Consider the following 21,201-nt stretch of genomic DNA (forward strand, 5'->3'; position numbering starts at 1 on the left):
GCATCCTGTAATCCCACTGAGGCTGCTAAGGACATTCTATGATCACAAGCGAACCCATTTTTCCTGCCAATCGTCATGCGCTTTATCAGCAGCATGGCTATTCCGCCGCTATCCGATCTGGCGATCTCCTGTTTGTCTCGGGTCAGGTGGGCAGCCGCGCCGACGGCACGCCAGAACCCGATTTTGCTACTCAGGTTGAACTGGCGTTTGAAAATCTGGCGGCCACGCTGGCTGCAGCAGGCTGTACCTTTGACGACCTGATCGATGTCACCACGTTCCACACCGATCCGGAGAATCAGTTTGAAACCATCATGCAGGTGAAGCAGCGAATTTTCCCGCAGCCGCCTTATCCTAACTGGACAGCGGTGGGGGTGACCTGGCTGGCCGGTTTTGATTTTGAGATCAAGGTGATTGCCCGCATTCCGGAACAGTCAGGTCAGTAAGAACAGGGCGGGGTGAGGTTAACTTTCAGGAACATAGATCGACATCTTCAGCGAAAGTGCATCATTCGACATAAAGCTGGAATAACTGAAGGTTCGCTTCACGCCATCCCTGCCTGTGAGGCATTTCACCCCGGAGACGGGTGCGGCGATGACATGCTCGTTCCACCATTCGCTGAATTCCTGACACTCGAGCTCAAGCCGGGTGATAAGTGACGGGAAAGCGGGGTTGTGCGCATTTCGGTCGTAGTCAGCATGAAACAGACCCAGCATTCTTTGGGCTTCTTTAGGCCAGGTCTCGCCGAACAGTGTCCGCGCCTCCGGCGTGGTCAGCATGAAAATCAGGATGTTCCTGTCTTCATCGGATAACAGGCTGAAGTCTGTGATCAGCTCTGCTGCCGCACTGTTCCATATCAGCACGTCCCAGCGAGCATTGGTGACGTAAGCTGGCTCGGCTAATCCGCGAACCAGTTTTATTACTCCCTCAGGGATCGCTTCGTCGATGATATTCTCTGTTTTCCGCCGGGTCAGCGACTGCAGATGCAGCACATCAACCTTATCAAGCTCCAGCGCCCGGCCCAGCGCGCTGACAACCCGATCTGAGAGCGACTCCACCCGTCCCTGTTCGATTTTCGTGTACCACTCCGTGCTGATGGCCATTCTGGCTGCGACCTCTTCGCGCCGTAATCCCGGCGTCCGACGCCTGTCACTGGTACGAACATCCCGACTGTCAGGCTTAATCCGGGCACGGCGGGAGCGCAGGAAATGACTTAATTCACTTTTTGGCAGCATGAGTTAACCTGGTCGTGATTTATACCCCTATAAAACTAGTCTATTTTCGCCGCTGTTAAGCCCTCTTATAGTTGCCTTCTCTACAGAAGATGAGGGATAACACGATGAAAGCAGCGGTACTCGAATCGTTCGGAAAACCACTCAGCATTCAGGATGTCCCGCCGCCGATCCTGGGCACAGGGGAGGTGATTGTGGATGTTGTTGCGGCACCGATTCTTTCCTATGCCAGTGAAGTGTTCAGTGGCGCAAGAAAATATCTTCTACCGCCGCCGGTTATTCCCGGCTGCGGAGCTATTGGACGGGTGCGCGAAACCGGCCCCGATGCAGCCTGGCTTAAGCCGGGCGACTGGGTTTTTTGCGATCCGACAGTGCGTTCGAGAGATAACGCGCAGTCGCCTGAAATCGTGTTGCAGGGCTGGAGTGCGCGGGGTGAGGGCGGGCAAAAAATACAGCAATATCATCTGAATGGCAGCTTCGCTGAGCAGATTCGCGTTCCCACTGAAAACGCGGTGCCGATGGGTGATATCGATCCGGCTGAGGCCGCAGCCTGGTGCGCCATCACTACGCTGCTGGTGGCTTATGGCGGTTTACTGGCGATGGATCTTAAAGCCGGCGAGAGCCTGCTGGTGAGTGGCGCCACGGGTAATTTCGGCAGTTCAGCCGTGCTGGCTGCCATCGCAATGGGTGCCAGGAAGGTGATCGCGCCCGGACGCAATCAACAGGTTTTGCAGGACCTCAGCAAACGATTTGGTTCGCGGATAGAAACCGTCACGCTCAGCGGCATGGCCGACAGGGATATCTCCGCGATGAAAAGTGCAGCAGGGGGTTCTGTCGATGCTGTGCTCGATCTGCTCCCGCCTTCAGCCCAGGCATCCGTGGCGCGCAACGCCATTTTGTCGGTGAGACCTTATGGTCGGGCCGTGCTGATGGGCGGCGTCGGCATGCTGGGCGGTGACGATCTGGCGCTGCCTTATCCGTGGATTATGCGCAACCTCATTACAATAAAAGGACAGTGGATGTATGAACCTGAGGCTGTTGACACGCTGGTGGGGCTTATCCGGTCAGGACTGCTGGATCTCAGCCATTACGCGGTGACGGAATTTCCACTGAGTGAGATTAATCATGCTATTACGCACGCCGCCGAAAACAGCGGCCCCTTTAAACTGACAGTGGTGCGCCCGTAACAGACTCAGTCTCTCCGGAGACTGAGTCTGTTCACTCAACGTTCAGAACAATGTTGCCCTGAATGCTGCCTCAAAGCACTTCGCGATGAGCCCCGAATCCTGTTAATTACCGACTGATTTTCTCAAGATCGGAAATCAAATCCGGCCCTTCAGGACGCCAGGCAAGTTGCTGCTGCGTTTGGGCACCGGAGGCTGACATATCCTGGGCAACAAATTTACTCAGCCAGCCAAAATGTTCACCAGCGTCAGAGGCGTTGAGGCTGACCATCGGGACATTAATGACATGCCCGATAGTTTCAGCGATGGTGCGCATCGTGATGCCTTCCTCGGCAACGGCATGATATCGACTGCCCGGAATGTTGGCGTTAAGTGCCAGTACATAGAGGCGCGCCGCATCACTCAGATGTACCGCTGACCAGCGGTTAAGCCCCTCGTCGATGTATGCTGATACCCCTTTCTGACGAGCAAGCTCAATCAGTGGGGTGATCAATCCCTGTTTCTGTGGAGTATGAACCTGCGAAAGCCGGATAACTGACACATTGACCCCCATTTCTGCGGCCTCTATCCCTGCCAGCTCTGAGGCTTTGCGTGGGTTGACATGCTGATAATTGAAATGATTTTCAACGGCGATTATTCCCGCTCCCGATGAACCCAGACCCACGCCAGACGTAATAAGCAGGGGGCGCTGCGTATCGCTCAGCGCTTCGGCCATTGCGATAATAGCCTGCCGATCCATTTCGCAGTTTGCGATAAACGCAGAAAAGTCGTGATTGAATGCGGTATGGATGACACCGTCACTGTCCATTGCGCCGCGACGCAGGCTGTCAACGTCGGCGATATCACCGTAAAAAGGTTCGATGCCTGCAGCGGCCAGCACTTCTGCTCCCTGCTGGCTCCGGGTCAGTCCCACAACCTCATGTCCTGCGGCAATCAGCTGTGCTGAGATCGCTGTGCCAATAAAGCCTGTCGCACCTGTCAGAAATATACGCATTTTAGCTCCTGCTTCGCATTGTTGAGAATCGCTGTTTCAACCCGATGCCGCTACTTTAGGTGCGTTCAGGAGTACGATCTATGTGATAAAGTCGCTTTTTTATGTCTGATAGTCTGGAGTCGGTATGGATCCTCTTTCTCAACTGTTGTCACTCCTTAAGCCCGAAAGCTTCGCTTCCGGCGGGGTTGTCCTCACTGCAGACATGTCAGTGCAGTGGCCGGCTCATGAAGGTGTTAAATGCTATGCCGTCGTCACGGGAGAGTGCTGGTTGTCCGTAGAGGGCATTACTGAGCCGATACGCCTTGCTGCGGGCGATTGTTATCTGTTGCCTCCCGGCCCTTCTTTCAGGCTGGCGACAGACCTGTCAGTAAAGACCGTGGATTTTCAGATGCTCCGTGCCGAAATGGTTTCAGTTACAGCCGAAAAGCTTGTCGAAAAGTCGTCGTGTCTGCTGGTCGGTGGCCATTTTTTTCTGGCAGGAAGGGCAGCACAGATGCTGTTAGGCGGACTTCCGCAAATTGTGCACATCCGGAAAGACAGAGACAAAGCGGCAATGCGCTGGGCACTTGAACGGTTGTCACAGGAAGTGCGGGAGCCTGAGCCTGGCAGCGGGCTCATCGTCCAGCAACTGGCATTTATGCTCTTGATCCAGGCGTTGCGGCTGCATGCCAGTGACAATCAGAAGGGGAATGCTGGCTGGTTAGTTGCCCTGAGAGACAAAAAGTTGAGTGTCGCGCTGGCCTGTATGCACCAGAATCCCGAACAAAAGTGGACGCTCAATACGCTGGCATTACAGGCCGGGATGTCACGCGCAGCCTTTGCAAAACACTTTGGTCAGACGGTTGGAATCACGCCTATAGAGTATCTGACGCAATGGAGGATGCTGCTCGCCAGCGACCGTCTGCAACGTTCAGGCGAGACGATTTCAGGCATTTCTGCCGCGCTGGGATATGAATCTGAAAGCGCCTTCAGAAAAGCCTTTAAGCGGGTGACTGGCGTTCCTCCGGGAAAGGTAACCCGAACGTAACAGTGCAGAAGCTTAGTCGAAAACCCCATTGATGACGGCGGTTACGACAGCGGTACTTAGCGCTATCAGTACCAGATCATCACCGACGGCTCGCCACTCATAGCCAGGATAATAGGGCAGCTGGTCCAGCATTGATGGCGGCAAACTTTTTTTGGCGATACCCGGAGGCAAAGGTTTACCACGCGCCACTTTTTTAGCGATGCCTGGCGGCAGAGACTGATAGCCGACAAGGCCATTATTAACGGCAAGATTACGTGCAAAAGAGAAGTTGATATCTGATCCGACATTATCGGGTCGTCCGGCGTTCTTACGATTTCCGTGTTTATCTTTCGGACCCGCATTACCATGGCCTTTGTTTCCATGTTCTCCGCTTTTGCCATTATTACCCTGACCGCCACCCCCGTTTCCGTTGCCCGGATTGGCATAAACTGGCGCAGCAAGCACAGTAACGGATAAAACTACCGCAAATGCGGCTTTTAAAGCGCGAGATTTGAGCATATTACTTTCCTTCATATTCCCGAATAATCAGAACGATGACAATTAAAGGCGATGTAACAGGGTAATTGAGCTGAACCTCATCACATTATTCTGTCGCACCTTAGTTATTACCCAGGATTAAACGGCCGATAACCGCACCGTGGTATTAAGAATTATCTTAAAACAATTCAGTGAAAAGCTGTACGCTGTTTTGATATTTCGTATAAATTTCATGCTGAAACCTTTGCTTATAATAGATAAAAATTCGGATTTAAGCGAGACGGAACAGCCTTTCGTTATTTTTATGCTGCTGCAATGCATTGTTTATATTTGCGATTGCCTGACATTACTACGACGCTTAATAACTCTGCAACATAAGACACCTTAAGCGAGGGAGTAAATATGACGACGCATCGAGGCGGATCAGGTAATTTCGCGGAAAATCCACAACGGGCTGCAGAAGCGGGAAGCAAAGGCGGAAAGGCCAGCAGCGGAAATTTCAAAAATAATCCGGACAGAGCGGTTGAGGCCGGCCGTAAAGGTGGCTCAGTCAGTCGCCGGGGCAAAGCGCAGGATGCCAGTGTGTGAATAAGTTCTACAGGAACGGTGTCGGATTAGAATAAAGGATGTTCTGGCCGACACTGTGCGCCTGCATCTCCCGTTCTTTACTTCCGTGAGGTCCTGCCATCCTTTCCGGCCGTAAAGCCTGAATGGCGGTCACGCGGTTTCACTCACGGACTCCTATGTTTCTGACTTCTCAACAAGGCTGAGCAGAATTTATCTGATATCGGTCTTTCCCTTGATATTCAGGAGTACAAAATGAAAAACAATAAAATCTATAAAGGGCTGCTGGCTCTATCCACCGTCGTCGCTCTGTTCAGCACTGCCAGCGTACTGGCTGAGACGCAGACAAGCGCACCGCAGGGCGGGAATGCACCGCAGACTGTGAAGAATAACAAGCTGAGCGCCGGTGATGAAAAAGCATTGAAAGATATGGCGCAGGCTAATATTAATGAAATCGCTGCCGCCAGAATTGCGCTGAATAAAACACAAAACGCGGAAGTTAAAACCTTTGCACAGAAGATGGTCGACGATCACAGCAGTGCCCTGACAAAAGTTCAGGCAGTTGCCGAGCAAAAAGAGGTGACGTTACCGACTGCGCCAGACACGAAACATAAGGCCATGGCCGATAAGCTGGAAAAGCAGAGCGGCACAGCGTTTGACAAAATGTATATGGAAAACGCCGGCGTCATGGACCATAAGATGGTGCTTTCAACGTTGAAGAGCGACGCGACGAAGATTAAGGATCCGGATGTAAAGGCGCTGGCCGACGCACATACCCCGGTTGTCGAACAGCATCTGAAAACTGCCCGGCACATGTCGATGTAACCGGGCTTCATCACTTATTTTTGGCCGGGTTTATTCCTGCATGTCGCAAGTATATCGTCCGATGCAACATATTCCCGGGTCTGAACGCCGGTAATGCCCAGCATGGTTGAAAACAGATTGTCCTGAGAATATTTTTGCGTAGTCGCCTGATGGCTCAGGCAGGCGTAGTCCACGGCATAACGCTGCTGATAGTCGGGTGACAGCCAGATTAGCAGCGGCACATGGGTCTGGGCTTCAGGCGCAATAGCATAGGGCAGACCATGCAGATAGACACCTTTCTCGCCCAGTGACTCACCGTGATCTGACAGATAAACCAGGCTGGTCGTAAATTTATCCTGATGGGCCTTCAGTAATTCAATCGCTTTATCGACGATATAGTCCGCATACAGGATGGTATTGTCATAGGTATTAATCAGCTGGTCCTGCGAACACTCCTGAATCTGATTGGTTTCACAAGTGGGTTTGAATTTGCCGAATTCCGGAGGATAACGGTGATTGTAGGTCGGGCCATGACTGCCAATCGTATGCAGTACGATCACGCCATTGCCCTGAAGCTGGTTTATATATTCTTCCAGTCCATGGAAAAGCACCTCATCATAGCACTCGCCTTTAATACACATTCCCGGAAGATTCAGGGCGGTCATATCCTGATTAGGCACCCGATCGCAGGCCCCTTTGCATCCCGCATCGTTCTCATGCCACAGAACGCTCAGACCTGCCCGCTGAATAATATCCAGCAGTCCTTCCTGATGGCTGGCCAGAGCATCATCGTAATGCCTGCGCGGCATATTCGAAAACATGCAGGGAACGGAGACCGCCGTGGAAGTGCCACAGGAGGAGACGTCAGGAAAATAGACGACATCATCTTCGGCCAGTAAAGGATTGGTCGGTCGTTGATAACCGCCCAGAGAAAAATTGGCAGCACGAGACGTTTCACCCACTACCAGAATCGTCAGGTTCTTTTTAGGGCCGTTCAGCACGCTGGGGAGCTGATGCGCATCTTCACCCATTTTCACCAGCGGAAGATTAGCCCGTTCGCGGTGATTATAGTAAGAGAGCGAGGCGGCAATGAAATTAGACGGACTCAGGGATTTCACCAGTTCGTGATTATTACGAAACAGGGAGGCGTAATCTTTATAAAACAACATGGCTATTACGGCTATCAGCGCCACGGAAATTACCAGACTTACCGCGCGCTGAATCACCCCTTTCCACACCGGAACCGACTTTTTAAACGTGGGCCAGAAGGCCAGTGCAGCCATGAAAATGCCCGTGCAAAATATTACCGCAATCATCTTTGGTGTGAGCAGTGCCATGCTTTCTGCAGGCGTCGTATCCACCATATTCGTGATCATCGAACGATCAAGGATGATGCCATAGTGCTGAATAAAGTACTGCGCTGTCGCGGAAACAATGACAAACAGCGCTATGGTGACTCTGTCCAGCCACAAAAAAGAGGCAAGCGTCACCACAATATTAATGACGCTGAAAGCGACAATGGGCATGGAGAGGAAAAAAAGAATATTACTCAGCCCGTTCATCTCTATGAGCGAATAAGCCTGCCGGTAATAGGCGAAATTGAGAAAAACTGAAATATAGAGTGAAAATAACAGGATAAAGGTCACGCGGGGCATTACAGGCTTATTAATTCTGAATCGAGGCATAAAGGTATTCCGTAACCCAAAAGATGTAGAGCTAATTCAATTATTTATAAAATTGATTAGTAACCGTTAATAAAAATTATGCGCCGTAAACCACAGATAGAGAAAGCTCATGACAGTGATCATTGAAATAGCCACTGAAAAACATTCACTTGTTGAAATTCTGAGCATCGCAGTTGCCTGAAGAAGCAGTTGTTCACATTTGTTAATGTTAAGTGAAAATGAACTTATTGCTACAGTTTGTGCGGTTAACATTAGGTTTATGTGATCTGGTTCACGATTCTTCGCTGAAGGTTCAGTGAATGATAAGTACCACTTAGGGAAACTGAGGGGTGTGAGTGTTAAGGATGAAGCTGACGCGTCTTTAAGCCTGATAATCAGCTCACTGGCTCGCGAGTACGACAGGGAAGTTGCGTGTCATATTTCTTTTAAAGACGATCTTTTCGGGACGTCAAAGCACTCTGTTGATTTCAGCAACCACCTGCATTGTGGCTTCTTCAATGCTTCCTTCATTGCGGCATAAAAACCAGCCATGACTGGCCACTTCCTGCTCAAACGCACGGGTACAGGCAACGTGTTCTTCCAGCCGGTGAATCACCGTACTTCCCAGACCCCGCGAGCGCGCCGCGGCTCTTTCCCATGAAATCTCAGGTGATGTGACGACGCCGACATGCAGATCTGGCGTTCTCACGTTGTGCTCAATGTTAAGCTGCAAAATCTCAGCAAAGGGCACCATCCGGCGAAAAGCGGCATCCGACGGATACCAGCGATCCATCAGAATAATGCTGTCGCGTGGCTGTTGAGCCAGGACGTTCTGCGAAATCCAGGCACGACTTATAGCAAAGCGCTGACAGATCTCCCGTTCCAGATCCACGGAGGGATGTCTGGCGAGCCGGTTAACCAGCGCCATGGATTCCGCTCTGAAAGGATCGCTTTTTTTCTCGCTAAGCCGGACCACTTTTTTGTTGTCTGTCCTCAAAACTTGCGTGATAGCTTCCAGCAGCGTGGTTTTACCGGCGCCCTTGGGGCCATCAAGGGAGATAAAAAGCTGACGACTCATGGCTGGAATGACGTTTGAGTCAGGGGGTTTGTATAGCGGGTACTTGCCAGAAGCATGTTGTTTACCAGGTTAAGCTGAGCTTACGTCGTTTGCTGAAGCCGTTTAAGTTTGTGAGATGAGATCTGCGCGGTGTAGTTTACGGGAACTCACTGGGAAACGGAAAAGATCCCGCCAGTGCCTTTCTTACTTTATCCATTCAGATCCACGCTTTCATTGACGAAAACGCGGTATCGCTGGAAACATCCATCGTTTACAGGAATCTGGTCAGCACTCCTCATCTCTATTATGCTCATACATCATGATTAAACTGCTCCTGTTATGACCGTGTGGAAGGTGGCTTTGATGTCTGACGAAAAGGAAATCAAACTGGAGACCGCTTTAAAGCTGGCGGCCGATCATCCAGCAGAACGACCTGAGTTTTACCGGATAGTGTTAGATTCTTCTCTCTACGTCCTGGGGACGTCCGGACGGCAAGCGGGTGAGGGTGAGGTCGAACTCCAGGCGGGTGAAAATATCTCGATTCAGCACTGGGAAAAACCGGATGGAACGCCTGTCATTCCGGTATTCAGCTCGCTTGCCACCCTGCAGCGCGCCATAAGCCAGGAAAGTGAATACATGAAGTTGCCTGCAAGAGCCTTTTTTGAAATGACGCGGGGGGAGGGGGTGTTTCTGAATCCCAGGTCAGATTACGGAAAGGAGTTTGTGCCGGAAGAAATAGAAACCATGCTGGCAGAGGGAACGGGTCGCCTGCCGCAGACCAGGGTGGTTGAGAAAGAAACACAGGTTTTAGTGGGCGTACCTGCCGTTACGCCGGACAGGATGCTGAAAGCGTTGTCTGCCTGGTTTGCAAAATGTCCCGGTGTCAGCCGTGCATTCATGGTGTTAATGCACGACCCGTCAGTTGATGATAAACCGCATTATCTGGTGGGTGTGGAAATGAGCGGTGATGTGGAAGAGGTGATGCGGGGTGCGGGTCTGGTCGCAGCGGATACCTCTCCGGATGGGCAGGCGGTGGATCTCATGCGCCTTGGCCAGAACGACAACGGACTGGATGCGCATATCAGATCGCAGTTCACGCCATTCTACGTCCGGAATATGAAGCAAAAGATAATGAGTATGTTTGGCCGCTGATTGCAGAACGGCTTCTGCATGCTTTGTCTGGAACAGCGTAGTAAGCCGGGGTCAGGCATAGCCAGTTGCGTCTTAGCTACTACATGCCGGGCAGGGCCGTTTACGTCCGCTTCTGGTACGGAGCGGACCGATATTGTTCATTATCCGACTGTACCAATGGCGGACGTTGTAGCTTCAGGGCACATTACGCTCAGCTGCTATATTTATAAATAAAGGTATCGTCAATCACTCCCGCGCTGTCCAGTCGATCAGAAGCTAATATGGCTTCAAGTCTGAACCCACACTTTAATGCAACAGACTGACTGCGCACGTTACGCCTCGCAGTACGAATTTCGATTCTTTTAGCGTTAAAAAAGTCCGAGGCTATTTTTGAAACCATCCTGCCTGCTTCTGGCATTATGCCTTTGCCCATCGCATCCGTTGCAAGCCAGTAGCCGATCTCGAAATAAGGAATAGCCCGATTCCTTATGAACAGGCTTATACAACCTAATAGCTCATCTGACCTGCTATCAATAATTAAAAACTTATACTCTTCTTTGTCATTCAGGAAATTATCTGCTGCCTCCAGCATATTATCCCTGACTGAAGAAAACGAATGAAAGCCAGGAGACCAGAGCAGAAACTCATGATGAAACGAACAAAATTCATTGAGTTTACGTTGCATTTCTTCTGAGCGATTCAGGTCTGGAGCCGTCAGATAAAAACGGTCGTGTTGCAATAAATAAGCTGGGATTTCATCAAGATGCATCTTTATCGTTCCGTTTATACAGGCTTCTTATTTTCCTAACACACACCGGAAAAAATTGCATCCGGTTTCTATCGCTCACGCCCATGGAAGAATGGATTACGCAATGATCCGTGGGAGCAATGCACAGCACACATGATTACTGAAAACGTTTAATCAAACGGGTGGGTAACAAGGTCCGCTCCTGGCACAAAGCAGAAGTGCGTCTTAAACAAGGTTCGCTATGAGCGAGTAGCGGACGTTGCTAAAAGCGTACTGTAAGAATTAACAGGGAGTTGGTCAGCCGCCTTCATCACTTATACGCATGAAAAGATAAAGCCTGAGGCATGCATCTGCGCGGGCATCCAGATGCGGTTTTTCTCACCTCCTCCAACCAACTAACCCCACACGCCGACTTCGATAATGACGTCGCGTAGCCCCGCACCAGTTAAATCTGACGACAGAGAAAGTAATGTTTTTACTGATGATATGTCCTAAAATCATGATCATTTAGTCAAAGCGATGGCTGCTATCAGATTCATAGAATCATAAGCCGTGAAACAGTAAATCTGCATTGCGAATATTTCTACAAAATGAGGTCAAATTGAGGCCTTTAAGACAAGCTGCTACGGAGTGACTGGCATGAGTGAATTAGTGACAATGGCTTTGAGGGCCTCACCTAATGACGAATAAACAGGGTGTTTTGATTGTTAACCTTGGAACACCAAGTGAACCAACGCCTGCTGCGGTTAAGAAATTTTTATCAAAATTTCTGCATGACTACAGAGTGGTCGACTTACCGAGAATCATTTGGTGCCCCATTCTACATGGCGTGATTATCCCATTACGTGCAAGGCGAGTGGCGAAATTATACTCTTCGATTTGGATGGAGGAAGGTTCCCCTCTCATGGTTTACAGCGTCAGGCAAGCCCGTGCGCTTGAAGAAGTGACAGGTTTGCCCGTCGAGCTGGGGATGAGTTATGGCGAGCCGAGTATAGGTGGTGCAATTGACAGGCTATTAGAAAAAGGCGTCGATAAAATTATCGTCATTCCTTTGTATCCCCAGTTTTCATCTTCGACCGTTTCTTCTGTTTGGGATAGCGTGAGCCGTCACCTACAGACAATGAAGAACCGGTATACACCCTCCATAAATTTCATCAATGACTATGCCGATCTTCCTGCCTACATTGAAGCGTTAAAAGCATCCGTTCTGGCATCTTTCGAAGCTAACGGCATTCCAGATGCATTGTTGGTTTCATATCATGGTATACCGGTGAGGTTTGTCAAAGAGGGGGACCAATACCAGGAAAGATGTGAGTTAACGACAAAATTACTCATTGAAGCAATCAATATGCCGTCATTGAAAATATTGATGACGTTCCAGTCAAGATTCGGCAGAGAGCCATGGTTAACGCCTTATACTGATGAGACAATTAAAAATCTACCGAATGAAGGAATAAAAAGCCTGCATGTAATCAGCCCGGGGTTCGCATCAGACTGTTTAGAAACGCTTGAGGAGCTTGATGAGCAGAACAGGGAGATTTTTATGCATGCGGGTGGTACATCGTTTACTTACATACCGGCGCTTAATGATAAACCGATTCATATCGAGATGCTGCGACAACTTGTGAATCTTAATCGGTTTCAGGCATGATTTTCACTTTCTTGTAAGCAGGATGTTGCAGGTGTCAACATTCATAGTGAAACCATAAGTGGGCCCTCTCGGACATGTATTTGATACGTGCCGGGGCGGCCTAGGGGCCGCCTGGAAAACCAGCTAAGCTAGCTGCAAGCAACTGTCTTGTACGTGGGCATGAGTTGGAGATTATTCGAGGGCAGGTCCGCTTTGAGCGAGAAGCGGACATTTGCAGTTGTTCTAACAATGTTAAGAGTATTAATTACAGCGTTGTGTATTAATCTGCACGGAGGAGGTCAGTCGCCCTGCATGTTGGTTAATTGATGTTGTAAGTTCATGCACAATGACCAGTGCTCATCAACAGACACAGCTGCTCGTGAACGCTGCTCTATAGGCAATTGTGGCTCGGTCCACAGGAAAGGATAAAAGGAGTAAACCGCGTCACCATTCATTCCAGATGTTTCTTCATGCCAGCCTGTCCAGCGTACGCCTTGATAGAATCGATCCAAATTGCCACAGAGAACCCATTGTAGGAAACCTGAATAGTTAGTACCAAGGCTCTCCCATTCCAGAGAATCCGGTGCGAAATAATATACGCCGCCTCGATCTTCACCGAATTCACCACCGTTAAGTGCAAAAAAGCCCCCTGATACATCATCAGCAACGAAGATCGCCTGAAATATCCGGCCTGTTGTTACCGATTGCGTCCAGGAAGCAGGAGCTCGTGCCAGCTTGGGATGACCAGAGCCTAAAGTCCGCAACCAGCCGTTATCAACCAAGATGCCTCCCGTTTCGTATAACACAGCGCCTAGCGGGGAGAGCGTTGTAATCTGAAGCTGATGTAAGGCAGATCTTGCGAGCGCCGGGTCACAGGGAAGCACTTCATAATTATTGTTCGCTTCTTCCAGCCATTGCTGCACCATAAGCCAGCCAGAGCTTTGCTGATCAATTAATTCAGTCAGTTCCCTCATGCATTATCCTTTATCGCACTTAGCCTCTTTAGCTGATATATCGGACGGCTAACCGATAACCTGAACATGGTCACTTACATGCTCCTTTAAATACACACAGCATTAGGTTAGCGATGTCCGCTTCTGGCACAAAGCGGACGTTCCCCCGTTTAAACGCGATTGCCCCAGGCAAGTCAGCGAACCGGCAACTGCTTTTTAGCCAGGTGTCAGGATGCAGCAGTAGCATATTTGACCCCCTCTCCGACAGGATAATGACCGGCCTCTGTTGGATCCTCTCAAGCGTCAGGAGACACTCGTGGCGGCCACATGGGCCGGCATTGTCACCAGCACGCCTGGGCAGACGTCGATGGTTTAATTACGGCCCCGGCGATGCCACATCAACACAATAAGCACGTAGGGATTGATGATCTGGTCGTCTGCACCACAGCCATCACGCTGACGCGGGTAAAATGGTGCGGCGTAGTAGCGGATAAGCAGGAATAAGTTCAGCGCCTGATTGAACTGGCGCTGTCAGAAGGCAGATTGGTGACGGCACGCGGTTTGGCCTTTAAGCGGAAAGTAAGGCGCGCTTAAATGAGAAAATATGCGCACGTGCGGCTTCGGCTGCGCGTTGCGCATCGCCTGATTCCAGCGCGGCAATAATTTCATTATGCTCGGCGATCACTTCATCCATATGCGCCACGTTGGAAAGAGTGGTGGCCCAGAAGCGCTGCGCTTGTGCATGAATCACGCTAAGGATATCGGCCAGATGGCGATTACCGGCAATCTCGGCCAATACCTGATGAAACTCGCGGTCCAGCAGCATCATCTGTTCGCGGCTGCGTAACTGGCTCGCCTCATCAATTTGCTGATTAAGATGACGCAGACGCTGAAGCTGCGCATCCGTCACTTTCCGGGTGCCAAGCTCAATACAGAGCGTTTCATTTACCAGCCGTACTTCAATCAACTCCAGTGCGTCATCAATAGATAACGGCGCCACCATGACGCCTTTACGCGGAATAATCTGCAGTAAACCTTCGGTTGCCAGGCGATGAACCGCCTGATTAACCGGTGTACGGCCTATCGCCAGATCATCCATCACCTGAGCGGTATTAAGGTATTCGCCAGGTTTGTAACGCAACGTAATAAGCTTGTGCCTGAAAGCCAGATAGGCTTGTTCATTGAGAGAAAGGCTTTTATCTGCGCTGCCTGGGTTCACATTTTTCGCCTCTGATTCACTCATCACTACGTTCCTTTTTTTACCTGTGAGACATCTTACACAAAAATCTGGCATGAAAATCGCTAGTTTAAAATTACTGTGAAATTTCACTGTGATTTTAAACCGGAGGTTTTCCCATGCAGTTGCGATTCTCCACGGGCGGCAAAGCCGCTACCACACTGAACGTTGACGTGACGCATTTCATTATTGCTGGCTGGGCAGGCCGCGATAAGGAAGCCGTATTGCACCATATTTGTGAATTAGAAGCCCTCGGCGTGCCCGCACCCGGTGCAGTACCGCTTTTTTACCGAGTAGCGGTTAATCAACTCAGCCAGCAATCACAGCTTGAAGTGGTTGGCGAGCAGACCTCCGGCGAAGCCGAACCCTTCGTCTTCTCGCATCGCGGCGAATTGTGGGTCTCCCTCACGTCTGATCATACCGACCGCCATCTGGAAACCTTTAGCGTTGCGCTCTCTAAGCAGGCGTGTATCAAGCCGGTCGCCAGCGCCGCGTGGCGCATGAGCGACGTTACCGAACACTGGGATGTGCTTGAACTCAGCTCCTGGATTAAAGAGCAGGGTAAATGGGTCATTTATCAGCAGGGCACGCTGGCATCACTGCTGACACCCCAGGATTTGCTTGCGCGCTATTTTAATGGCGGAGTCGCAGAAGAGGGCGTTGCTATGTCCTGCGGCACGCTGGGTGCCATTGGCGGCATCCGGCCATCCAGCGAGTTCCGCATGGCGCTGCACGATCCGGTGCTTAATCGCACGCTGGAACACGCTTACACCACCGGCGCGCTGCCGGTGGTGGCATAAGGAGACTGCCGATGACCACACTCTGGCAAGCCAGTCAGCAGTTGCAGAGCGGCGATGCTATGCCCGAAGCATTTACTGAATCCGCATTGCGGGCTGCGCAAAATCCTGAACAACAGGGCTCACTGGTGTTCACGCAACGCTATGCAGCTTCCGGCAGCGCGGCAAACGCTCGCTGGCAGGCGAAGCAGGCGTTAAGTGCTATTGATGGACTGCCGATCAGCATCAAAGATCTGTTCGATGTCCAGGGAGAGGTGACCACGGCCGGTTCACGCTTACTGGCCGATGCGCCAGTGGCCACCGCTAATGCCAGCGTCGTCGATAAGCTGCTGCTGGCGGGCGCCGCCATCGTCGGTAAAACCACTATGACGGAATTCGCTTTTTCGGGCTTAGGCATCAATCCCCATTACGGCACGCCAGTCAATCCGTGGCAGCGCGAGCAGCAGCGTATTCCCGGCGGATCATCCTCTGGCGCAGCCGTTGCGGTTGCTGAGGGCATGTGTCTTGGTGCCGTTGGCACCGATACCGGCGGTTCGGTGCGGATCCCTGCTGCACTCTGTGGCCTGACCGGCTTCAAACCCACGGCAGAACGCATCAACCAGACGGGAACGTTACCGCTTTCTACCTCACTCGACAGCATCGGCGTGATCGCGGACGACGTGCGCAGCTGCTGGTTGCTGGATAGCGTCATTGCCGATCGGCCGCTGGATTTACAGTCGCTGGATCTGCGTAACGCGCGCTTTGCCGTGCCGCAAACGCGCGTGCTGGATAATCTGGATCAGCATGTGGCGCAGGCCTGGCAGCGAGCCATCACGCTTCTGAAGCAGGCGGGTGCGACAGTTCTCGACATCATTTTGCCTGAGCTGGATGAGCTGAACGCTATGAATGCGCGAGGCGGCATCACGGCTTATGAAGCCTGGCAATGGCATAAGAAAACCGCGCAGGCACAACCTGAAGCTTACGATCCCCAGGTGCTGGTGCGCGTCCAGCGCGGCAGCCATCTCACCGAACAGGATGCCACGGAGCTTTACCAGCAGCGTGCTGCATGGCAACAACGCATCAACGCAGCGCTGGGGGATTTTGATGCGTTACTCATGCCAACCGTTCCGCTTGTCGCGCCCACTATCGCGTCACTCAATGATGCGCAGCGCTATATGGAGATAAACGCGTTGATGCTGCGCAACCCCAGCATTATCAACATGCTGGACGGCTGTGCTCTTTCTTTACCCTGCCACCAACCGGGTTCTGCTCCGGTTGGCCTGAGCCTTGCTTCGATTCATGGTGATGACGCCAGCTTAATCAGCTGGTCGCTTGCCGTGGAAACTGCCCTTAACCGGAGATCCTGATGATGACTGAACCCCACGGCATGCTGTATGTCGCCACCAACATTGGCGCTGAAGATGAGGCTGACTTTAACCAGTGGTATGACCATGAACACGTAGAGGAGCGTGTAGCAATTACGGGATTTTTAAGCGGTACACGATATCAGGCAATAAACGCTGAGCGTAAATATCTCGGTTTATATGAAACCGACTCGCTGGAAGCTTTTACCAGCGCCGACTATCACGCCGCATTCACACACCAGACGGCATGGTCGGTGAAGCATCTGCAAAAAATGGTGAATCCCATGCGCCGGGTGAGCGCGATAGTGCACAAGCATGGCAAAGGCACGGGCAATCAGTTAGCTGTGCTGACGCTGCAAGAAATCAATGACAGCGCGCTAAGCGCCTGGCAGCAGCAGATAAGCCAGACACCGGGCTACATCTCCTCCAGCGTGCTGATGCCAGACAGCGTCCTGAGTTCGCCATTACCGAAGGAAAGCCAGGATCAACGGAAAATGCAGCCGATGCTGCTGATTCATTGCAGCGATGCACTGTGCTGCGATCGCCTGGCTGCCGCCGCGGCGCAGGCATTTGCGGGAGATATACAGCGTTATGCCCTCAACTGGCAGTTAACAAAACAGGAGCTGACCCATGGCTGATACCGATTCTCTGCAACATGCGGTAGGCGCAGTGCGTACCAAATCGAAGACCGGGCGTCTGGCTGCTGCCAGTTCGATTGGCACCGCGCTCGAGTGGTACGACTTTACCGTTTACAACATCATGGCCGCGCTGGTGTTTAACCATGTCTTTTTCCCCAGCTTCGATCCGCTGGTCGGCACCATTCTGGCGTTTTCAACCTATGCGGTAGGCTATATTTCACGTCCGCTAGGGGGCTTCGTGTTCGGCCATCTTGGCGATGTCGCGGGGCGCAAAGCGGTGTTGATCATCACGCTGGTAATTATGGGCGTCACCACGGCGTTGATGGGCTTGCTGCCGGGCTATGCGGTCTGGGGCATCTGGAGCCCGGTTCTGTTAGTCGCACTGCGGTTTGTGCAGGGCATCGCGCTGGGCGGCGAATGGGCAGGGGCCGTGTTGTTATCGATGGAGCATGGTGACGCGAATAAACGCGGGCGTAATGCCTCATTTGCGCAGGTTGGCCCATCCTGTGGCACGCTGATCGGCACTGGCTTTATTACGTTGGTTACGGTGATGATGAGCGGCGATCAGTTTCAGGCGTGGGGCTGGCGCATTCCTTTCTTGCTAAGCCTGGTACTGGTAATTTTTGGCCTGTGGCTGCGTCGCGGTGTGGAAGAGACGCCAACCTTTGTCGCAATGCAGGAACAAGAGAAAACCACGCACACGCCGCTAAAAGAAGTTTTCGTAAACTATCCGAAACAGCTATTCATTGCCGGTGGATCGCGTATCGGGTCCGACGTACTTTATGCGCTGGTGGTAGTTTTTACGCTGACCTACGTCACTACCGTCCTGCAATTACCGCGTCCGCTGGCGTTAGTGGCCACTATGCTCGGTGCAATAGTTAACGCGATTACGGTGCCGATGTTTGGCGCGCTTTCAGATAAGTGGGGACGACGCCCGGTTTACATTACCGGTGCGCTGCTGGCGATTGTCTGGTCTTTTCTGTTCTTTGTATTGCTCGATAGCTCGCATCCGGTGCTGATCGTGCTGGCGGTGATTGGCGGTTTGCTGATTCACGCAATGATGTACGGACCGCAGGCAGCGTTTGTCACTGAGCAGTTCCCTCCACATGTGCGTTACGCGGGTTCATCCCTGGCATACACCCTGGCGGGCATTGTCGGCGGTGGTTTTGCGCCCCTGATCATCACTACGTTATTTAAAGAGATGGGCAGTACGCTGTGGGTTTCTTTGTACGTCAGTTTCGCGCTGGCGATTACGCTATTCGCTTTGTGGAAAGCCAGGGAGACTGCTCATCGTCAGGATTGAGATTGTTATGGCGAAGGATTGCCATTATCTGCTCGCCCCCGACTAAAATTCTGGCTTAGAAGGCCAGCCTCGTTCCCCCCCTAAGTCACTGTTCACCCGGCACTTCACACTAAGCCTGCCTCTCGTGTGCCAGAGCTCACAACTGAACATTTCTTGATCAATGCCGATAATGATGACTCCGCTCCCAAGCGAAGCGGCGTGTCACTCAGGTATTTTTCTGCTTCGCAGGAAAACGTTCCGTTAACCTGTGTTTACCCTCATCAGGGCCGATCTTTCAACAGAGAAACAGCATGAATAATATAAGAATTGGAATCAGACTCGGTGTCGCTTTTGGCTTCATGGCACTGCTTGTCATATTTATGGTGCTGATTGGCGTGGTTAAAATCAACTCGCTTGGCAATGCGAATGATGAGATATCGGGTAGCACTTACAGTAAAGCTGCTGCATCCCAGTCACTTCGCTACTACACATCAGATATGAGCCGCCTTGCAAGAAATGCCATTCTCCTCAAAGACGTGTCACTGAGAAACAAAGCTATCCAGGATTATCACAGTGAAAGGGATGCAGCTGAAAGTCTGATGGCCCTCCTCACCAGAGAGGTTACTTCTCCAAAGGGGCTGGAAATATTTTCCCTTCTCAAAACCCGGGCAAATGTTTTTCTGCCATTCATTGATGAAGTGGTTGCACTCGCGCAGCAGGGGAAGAGTGATGAAGCCACGCAGCTGCTTTTTGGGCCGCGCTATCAGTCACAGAGTGATTTTATGGCTTCACTCCAGGAGCTTCAGATCCATCAGGAAGAACGTATGGTCAGTTCTGCAGCACAGGCCCACAAGGACCGTTCGGAAGCCCTGACAATACTGATTGTCTCAGGAATTGTAGCGACTCTGCTGGCGGCCCTTTCTGCCCTGATTATCTCACGGAGTATTACGCGTCCGCTTCGGGAAGCGGTAGAGGCTGCAGGCCGGGTATCACGCGGTGACCTGAGTGGCACCATACGCGCTGGCCACAAAGATGAAACAGGCATTCTGCTGTCAGCCATCCGTGACATGCAGGACTCGCTGATCAATACCGTCAGTCAGGTCAGAAGCAATGCAGAAAGCGTCGCTTCAGCCAGCTCCCAGATTGCGCAGGGTAATGCCGATCTTTCACAGCGGACCGAAGAGCAGGCCAGTGCGCTGGAGCAGACTGCCGCAACCATGACGCAGCTGGGCATGACAGTAAAAAACAATGTGGACAACGCACGTCAGGCGGGTCAGCTGGCCGTCAACGTGCGCGATGTGGCCAGTAAGGGCAGCCGCGCGACGGGGGCCATTACTGACACCATGAAATCCATCAGAGAAAGTTCCGGACGTATTGCCGAAATCACCGCCGTGATTGACGGGATAGCCTTTCAGACTAACATCCTTGCGCTGAATGCCGCTGTTGAGGCTGCGCGTGCGGGTGAACATGGGCGCGGGTTTGCGGTCGTGGCAAGTGAAGTCCGGTCGCTGGCACAACGCAGTGCTACCGCTGCCGGTGAAATACGTCAGCTTATTGAGGCAAATGCGCAAAGCGTTGAGCAGGGTAACGGACTCGTCGTCCACGCTTCTGAAACGATGTCGGATATTCAGTCTGCGGTCGGGAAGCTTACGGACACGGTAGAGGAAATCACCTCAGCCAGCGCCGAGCAGGCTCGCGGCATTGAACAGGTAGGCATTGCAGTAACGGAAATGGACACCACCACGCAGCAGAATGCCTCTCTGGTTGAAGAGTCTGCCTCTGCGGCTGCAAGTCTCAGGGAGCAGGCTGAACGGCTACTCCAGGCAGTTTCAGTCTTCAGTCTGGGCTCTCAGGCCACACCTGTTGGTGTAAAAGAAACTGCAACGCCCGCCAGACAGGCATTCCATATTGATTCAGCAATAAGCCGAACGGCAACTGAAGATGAAGGCTGGACGCATTTCTGATTATTAAACCGCGCCTTTTAAGGGCGCGATTTATTAAATTGACTGCCAGGAGCGAGGAGCGGACTTCATGCTTTTCGTTCTTTTCACTTCTCTTCTGCACGAGCCTTTTATTCTTTGGATGGCGTCGGCAGATTCTTTGTTGTTGATTCCTGCGTTAATGCATCGCTTTCCACCGCAACCAACAAAGCCTCCAGCAGCCCGGGAAAGCGGGCATCAAGATCTTCCCGGCGCAGCGATAGCAAATTTTCGCGCCCGAAAGGGCGTTGCCAGATAACGCCACTATCCCGTAATACTCGCCAGTGGTGAGTAAGCGTAGATTTAGGAATACCACTCAATACAGCGCTGCAGGCATGCTCACCACCGCCCGCCAGCACTCGCACCACCGTCAGGCGTAATGGATTTCCCAAAGCTGTCAGCACGTTTTCAAGACGTATTTGTTCCGCCTCAGGGTGTTTCGAAAGCATACGGTTCTCATCAG

22 protein-coding genes and 1 pseudogene are annotated in these 21,201 nt (G+C 51.8%); 13 read left to right on the plus strand and 10 right to left on the minus strand.

Features of this window, described 5'->3' with window-relative positions; translation table 11 throughout:
* Nucleotides 1-38 precede the first annotated feature (38 nt).
* Complete coding sequence (locus tag PU624_RS01815) at nt 39-443, plus strand: RidA family protein (protein WP_283544600.1); 405 nt, start codon at nt 39-41, stop codon at nt 441-443.
* Nucleotides 444-461: 18 nt separating this feature from the next.
* Here the strand turns inward: PU624_RS01815 and PU624_RS01820 are convergent, their stop codons facing one another.
* Nucleotides 462-1,232 (minus strand): helix-turn-helix transcriptional regulator, encoded by a 771-nt coding sequence (locus PU624_RS01820; RefSeq protein WP_283544601.1) that lies wholly within the window; start codon nt 1,230-1,232, stop codon nt 462-464.
* A 104-nt stretch (nt 1,233-1,336) separates the two neighbouring features.
* On the opposite strand from PU624_RS01820, the gene PU624_RS01825 reads away from it, so the two are divergent.
* Nucleotides 1,337-2,416 (plus strand): quinone oxidoreductase family protein, encoded by a 1,080-nt coding sequence (locus PU624_RS01825; protein WP_283544602.1) that lies wholly within the window; start codon nt 1,337-1,339, stop codon nt 2,414-2,416.
* A gap of 106 nt (nt 2,417-2,522) precedes the next feature.
* Here the strand turns inward: PU624_RS01825 and PU624_RS01830 are convergent, their stop codons facing one another.
* Entirely contained in the window at nt 2,523-3,407 is an 885-nt protein-coding gene (locus PU624_RS01830; protein ID WP_283544603.1) for an SDR family oxidoreductase, read from the minus strand.
* A gap of 124 nt (nt 3,408-3,531) precedes the next feature.
* On the opposite strand from PU624_RS01830, the gene PU624_RS01835 reads away from it, so the two are divergent.
* Nucleotides 3,532-4,434 (plus strand): AraC family transcriptional regulator, encoded by a 903-nt coding sequence (locus tag PU624_RS01835; RefSeq protein WP_283544604.1) that lies wholly within the window; start codon nt 3,532-3,534, stop codon nt 4,432-4,434.
* A gap of 12 nt (nt 4,435-4,446) precedes the next feature.
* Here PU624_RS01835 and PU624_RS01840 read toward each other — a convergent pair whose 3' ends face one another.
* Nucleotides 4,447-4,932, minus strand: a complete 486-nt coding sequence (locus PU624_RS01840) for an anti-virulence regulator CigR family protein (protein WP_283544605.1) — start codon at nt 4,930-4,932, stop codon at nt 4,447-4,449.
* A gap of 381 nt (nt 4,933-5,313) precedes the next feature.
* On the opposite strand from PU624_RS01840, the gene PU624_RS01845 reads away from it, so the two are divergent.
* Together PU624_RS01845 and PU624_RS01850 are read left to right on the plus strand one after the other, a co-directional pair.
* Nucleotides 5,314-5,499: a con-10 family general stress protein gene (locus PU624_RS01845; protein ID WP_283544606.1), complete on the plus strand. Its 186-nt coding sequence runs from the start codon at nt 5,314-5,316 to the stop codon at nt 5,497-5,499.
* Between the two features lie 231 nt (nt 5,500-5,730).
* A complete protein-coding gene (locus PU624_RS01850; RefSeq protein ID WP_283544607.1) occupies nt 5,731-6,300 on the plus strand; it encodes a DUF4142 domain-containing protein in 570 nt (189 codons plus the stop codon).
* 14 nt (nt 6,301-6,314) lie between these two features.
* Here PU624_RS01850 and eptA read toward each other — a convergent pair whose 3' ends face one another.
* The gene (gene eptA, locus PU624_RS01855) at nt 6,315-7,964 is read right to left on the minus strand and encodes a phosphoethanolamine transferase EptA (protein WP_283544608.1); all 1,650 of its coding nucleotides are present in this window, start codon (nt 7,962-7,964) and stop codon (nt 6,315-6,317) included.
* Between the two features lie 448 nt (nt 7,965-8,412).
* On the minus strand, nt 8,413-9,021 hold the full coding sequence (locus PU624_RS01860) for a dTMP kinase (RefSeq protein ID WP_283544609.1): 609 nt from the start codon (nt 9,019-9,021) through the stop codon (nt 8,413-8,415).
* A gap of 342 nt (nt 9,022-9,363) precedes the next feature.
* Here PU624_RS01860 and PU624_RS01865 point away from each other — a divergent pair, with 342 nt between their 5' ends.
* On the plus strand, nt 9,364-10,152 hold the full coding sequence (locus PU624_RS01865) for an enhanced serine sensitivity protein SseB C-terminal domain-containing protein (protein ID WP_283544610.1): 789 nt from the start codon (nt 9,364-9,366) through the stop codon (nt 10,150-10,152).
* 190 nt (nt 10,153-10,342) lie between these two features.
* Here PU624_RS01865 and PU624_RS01870 read toward each other — a convergent pair whose 3' ends face one another.
* Nucleotides 10,343-10,900 (minus strand): GNAT family N-acetyltransferase, encoded by a 558-nt coding sequence (locus PU624_RS01870; protein WP_283544611.1) that lies wholly within the window; start codon nt 10,898-10,900, stop codon nt 10,343-10,345.
* 658 nt (nt 10,901-11,558) lie between these two features.
* On the opposite strand from PU624_RS01870, the gene hemH reads away from it, so the two are divergent.
* A complete protein-coding gene (hemH, locus tag PU624_RS01875; RefSeq protein ID WP_283544612.1) occupies nt 11,559-12,530 on the plus strand; it encodes a ferrochelatase in 972 nt (323 codons plus the stop codon).
* A gap of 278 nt (nt 12,531-12,808) precedes the next feature.
* On the opposite strand, the gene PU624_RS01880 is transcribed toward hemH, so the two are convergent.
* Nucleotides 12,809-13,483, minus strand: a complete 675-nt coding sequence (locus tag PU624_RS01880; RefSeq protein WP_283544613.1) for a DUF2625 domain-containing protein — start codon at nt 13,481-13,483, stop codon at nt 12,809-12,811.
* 190 nt (nt 13,484-13,673) lie between these two features.
* Nucleotides 13,674-13,801 (minus strand): annotated as a pseudogene (locus PU624_RS01885) (glutamine amidotransferase); the annotation flags it as partial.
* On the opposite strand from PU624_RS01885, the gene PU624_RS01890 reads away from it, so the two are divergent.
* A complete protein-coding gene (locus tag PU624_RS01890) occupies nt 13,790-13,966 on the plus strand; it encodes a hypothetical protein (protein WP_283545172.1) in 177 nt (58 codons plus the stop codon). The pseudogene PU624_RS01885 and the gene PU624_RS01890 sit on opposite strands and share 12 nt — an antisense overlap.
* A 64-nt stretch (nt 13,967-14,030) precedes the next feature.
* Here the strand turns inward: PU624_RS01890 and PU624_RS01895 are convergent, their stop codons facing one another.
* Nucleotides 14,031-14,705, minus strand: a complete 675-nt coding sequence (locus tag PU624_RS01895) for a GntR family transcriptional regulator (protein ID WP_283544614.1) — start codon at nt 14,703-14,705, stop codon at nt 14,031-14,033.
* A gap of 113 nt (nt 14,706-14,818) precedes the next feature.
* On the opposite strand from PU624_RS01895, the gene PU624_RS01900 reads away from it, so the two are divergent.
* The 5 genes from PU624_RS01900 (at nt 14,819) to PU624_RS01920 (ending at nt 20,723) form a co-directional block, all read left to right on the plus strand.
* Nucleotides 14,819-15,499, plus strand: coding sequence for a DUF2848 domain-containing protein (locus PU624_RS01900; protein ID WP_283544615.1), 681 nt, complete (start codon nt 14,819-14,821; stop codon nt 15,497-15,499).
* An 11-nt stretch (nt 15,500-15,510) separates the two neighbouring features.
* Nucleotides 15,511-16,842 carry an amidase gene (locus PU624_RS01905; protein ID WP_283544616.1) on the plus strand — a complete coding sequence of 444 codons (1,332 nt, stop codon included), beginning with the start codon at nt 15,511-15,513 and terminating at the stop codon, nt 16,840-16,842.
* A complete protein-coding gene (locus tag PU624_RS01910) occupies nt 16,842-17,477 on the plus strand; it encodes a DUF4286 family protein (protein ID WP_283544617.1) in 636 nt (211 codons plus the stop codon). Before PU624_RS01905 ends, PU624_RS01910 begins: the two co-directional genes overlap by 1 nt.
* Complete coding sequence (locus PU624_RS01915; RefSeq protein ID WP_283544618.1) at nt 17,470-18,780, plus strand: MFS transporter; 1,311 nt, start codon at nt 17,470-17,472, stop codon at nt 18,778-18,780. The genes PU624_RS01910 and PU624_RS01915 overlap by 8 nt, the downstream gene beginning before the upstream one ends.
* 290 nt (nt 18,781-19,070) lie before the next feature.
* On the plus strand, nt 19,071-20,723 hold the full coding sequence (locus PU624_RS01920; protein ID WP_283544619.1) for a methyl-accepting chemotaxis protein: 1,653 nt from the start codon (nt 19,071-19,073) through the stop codon (nt 20,721-20,723).
* A 107-nt stretch (nt 20,724-20,830) separates the two neighbouring features.
* Here the strand turns inward: PU624_RS01920 and PU624_RS01925 are convergent, their stop codons facing one another.
* Complete coding sequence (locus tag PU624_RS01925; protein ID WP_283544620.1) at nt 20,831-21,187, minus strand: ArsR/SmtB family transcription factor; 357 nt, start codon at nt 21,185-21,187, stop codon at nt 20,831-20,833.
* Nucleotides 21,188-21,201 lie beyond the last annotated feature (14 nt).

This window comes from Pantoea sp. Lij88, assembly GCF_030062155.1.
In the GTDB taxonomy this organism is placed as follows: Bacteria; Pseudomonadota; Gammaproteobacteria; order Enterobacterales; family Enterobacteriaceae; genus Pantoea.

Excerpts from the sequence above, each read along its gene's own strand:
- PU624_RS01815 (WP_283544600.1), top strand. The coding sequence starts at position 39 with ATGATCACAAGCGAACCCATTTTTCCTGCCAATCGTCATGCGCTTTAT.
- PU624_RS01820 (WP_283544601.1), bottom strand. The coding sequence starts at position 1,232 with ATGCTGCCAAAAAGTGAATTAAGTCATTTCCTGCGCTCCCGCCGTGCC.
- PU624_RS01825 (WP_283544602.1), top strand. The coding sequence starts at position 1,337 with ATGAAAGCAGCGGTACTCGAATCGTTCGGAAAACCACTCAGCATTCAG.
- PU624_RS01830 (WP_283544603.1), bottom strand. The coding sequence starts at position 3,407 with ATGCGTATATTTCTGACAGGTGCGACAGGCTTTATTGGCACAGCGATC.
- PU624_RS01835 (WP_283544604.1), top strand. The coding sequence starts at position 3,532 with ATGGATCCTCTTTCTCAACTGTTGTCACTCCTTAAGCCCGAAAGCTTC.
- PU624_RS01840 (WP_283544605.1), bottom strand. The coding sequence starts at position 4,932 with ATGCTCAAATCTCGCGCTTTAAAAGCCGCATTTGCGGTAGTTTTATCC.
- PU624_RS01845 (WP_283544606.1), top strand. The coding sequence starts at position 5,314 with ATGACGACGCATCGAGGCGGATCAGGTAATTTCGCGGAAAATCCACAA.
- PU624_RS01850 (WP_283544607.1), top strand. The coding sequence starts at position 5,731 with ATGAAAAACAATAAAATCTATAAAGGGCTGCTGGCTCTATCCACCGTC.
- eptA (WP_283544608.1), bottom strand. The coding sequence starts at position 7,964 with ATGCCTCGATTCAGAATTAATAAGCCTGTAATGCCCCGCGTGACCTTT.
- PU624_RS01860 (WP_283544609.1), bottom strand. The coding sequence starts at position 9,021 with ATGAGTCGTCAGCTTTTTATCTCCCTTGATGGCCCCAAGGGCGCCGGT.
- PU624_RS01865 (WP_283544610.1), top strand. The coding sequence starts at position 9,364 with ATGTCTGACGAAAAGGAAATCAAACTGGAGACCGCTTTAAAGCTGGCG.
- PU624_RS01870 (WP_283544611.1), bottom strand. The coding sequence starts at position 10,900 with ATGCATCTTGATGAAATCCCAGCTTATTTATTGCAACACGACCGTTTT.
- hemH (WP_283544612.1), top strand. The coding sequence starts at position 11,559 with ATGACGAATAAACAGGGTGTTTTGATTGTTAACCTTGGAACACCAAGT.
- PU624_RS01880 (WP_283544613.1), bottom strand. The coding sequence starts at position 13,483 with ATGAGGGAACTGACTGAATTAATTGATCAGCAAAGCTCTGGCTGGCTT.
- PU624_RS01890 (WP_283545172.1), top strand. The coding sequence starts at position 13,790 with ATGGGCCGGCATTGTCACCAGCACGCCTGGGCAGACGTCGATGGTTTA.
- PU624_RS01895 (WP_283544614.1), bottom strand. The coding sequence starts at position 14,705 with ATGAGTGAATCAGAGGCGAAAAATGTGAACCCAGGCAGCGCAGATAAA.
- PU624_RS01900 (WP_283544615.1), top strand. The coding sequence starts at position 14,819 with ATGCAGTTGCGATTCTCCACGGGCGGCAAAGCCGCTACCACACTGAAC.
- PU624_RS01905 (WP_283544616.1), top strand. The coding sequence starts at position 15,511 with ATGACCACACTCTGGCAAGCCAGTCAGCAGTTGCAGAGCGGCGATGCT.
- PU624_RS01910 (WP_283544617.1), top strand. The coding sequence starts at position 16,842 with ATGATGACTGAACCCCACGGCATGCTGTATGTCGCCACCAACATTGGC.
- PU624_RS01915 (WP_283544618.1), top strand. The coding sequence starts at position 17,470 with ATGGCTGATACCGATTCTCTGCAACATGCGGTAGGCGCAGTGCGTACC.
- PU624_RS01920 (WP_283544619.1), top strand. The coding sequence starts at position 19,071 with ATGAATAATATAAGAATTGGAATCAGACTCGGTGTCGCTTTTGGCTTC.
- PU624_RS01925 (WP_283544620.1), bottom strand. The coding sequence starts at position 21,187 with ATGCTTTCGAAACACCCTGAGGCGGAACAAATACGTCTTGAAAACGTG.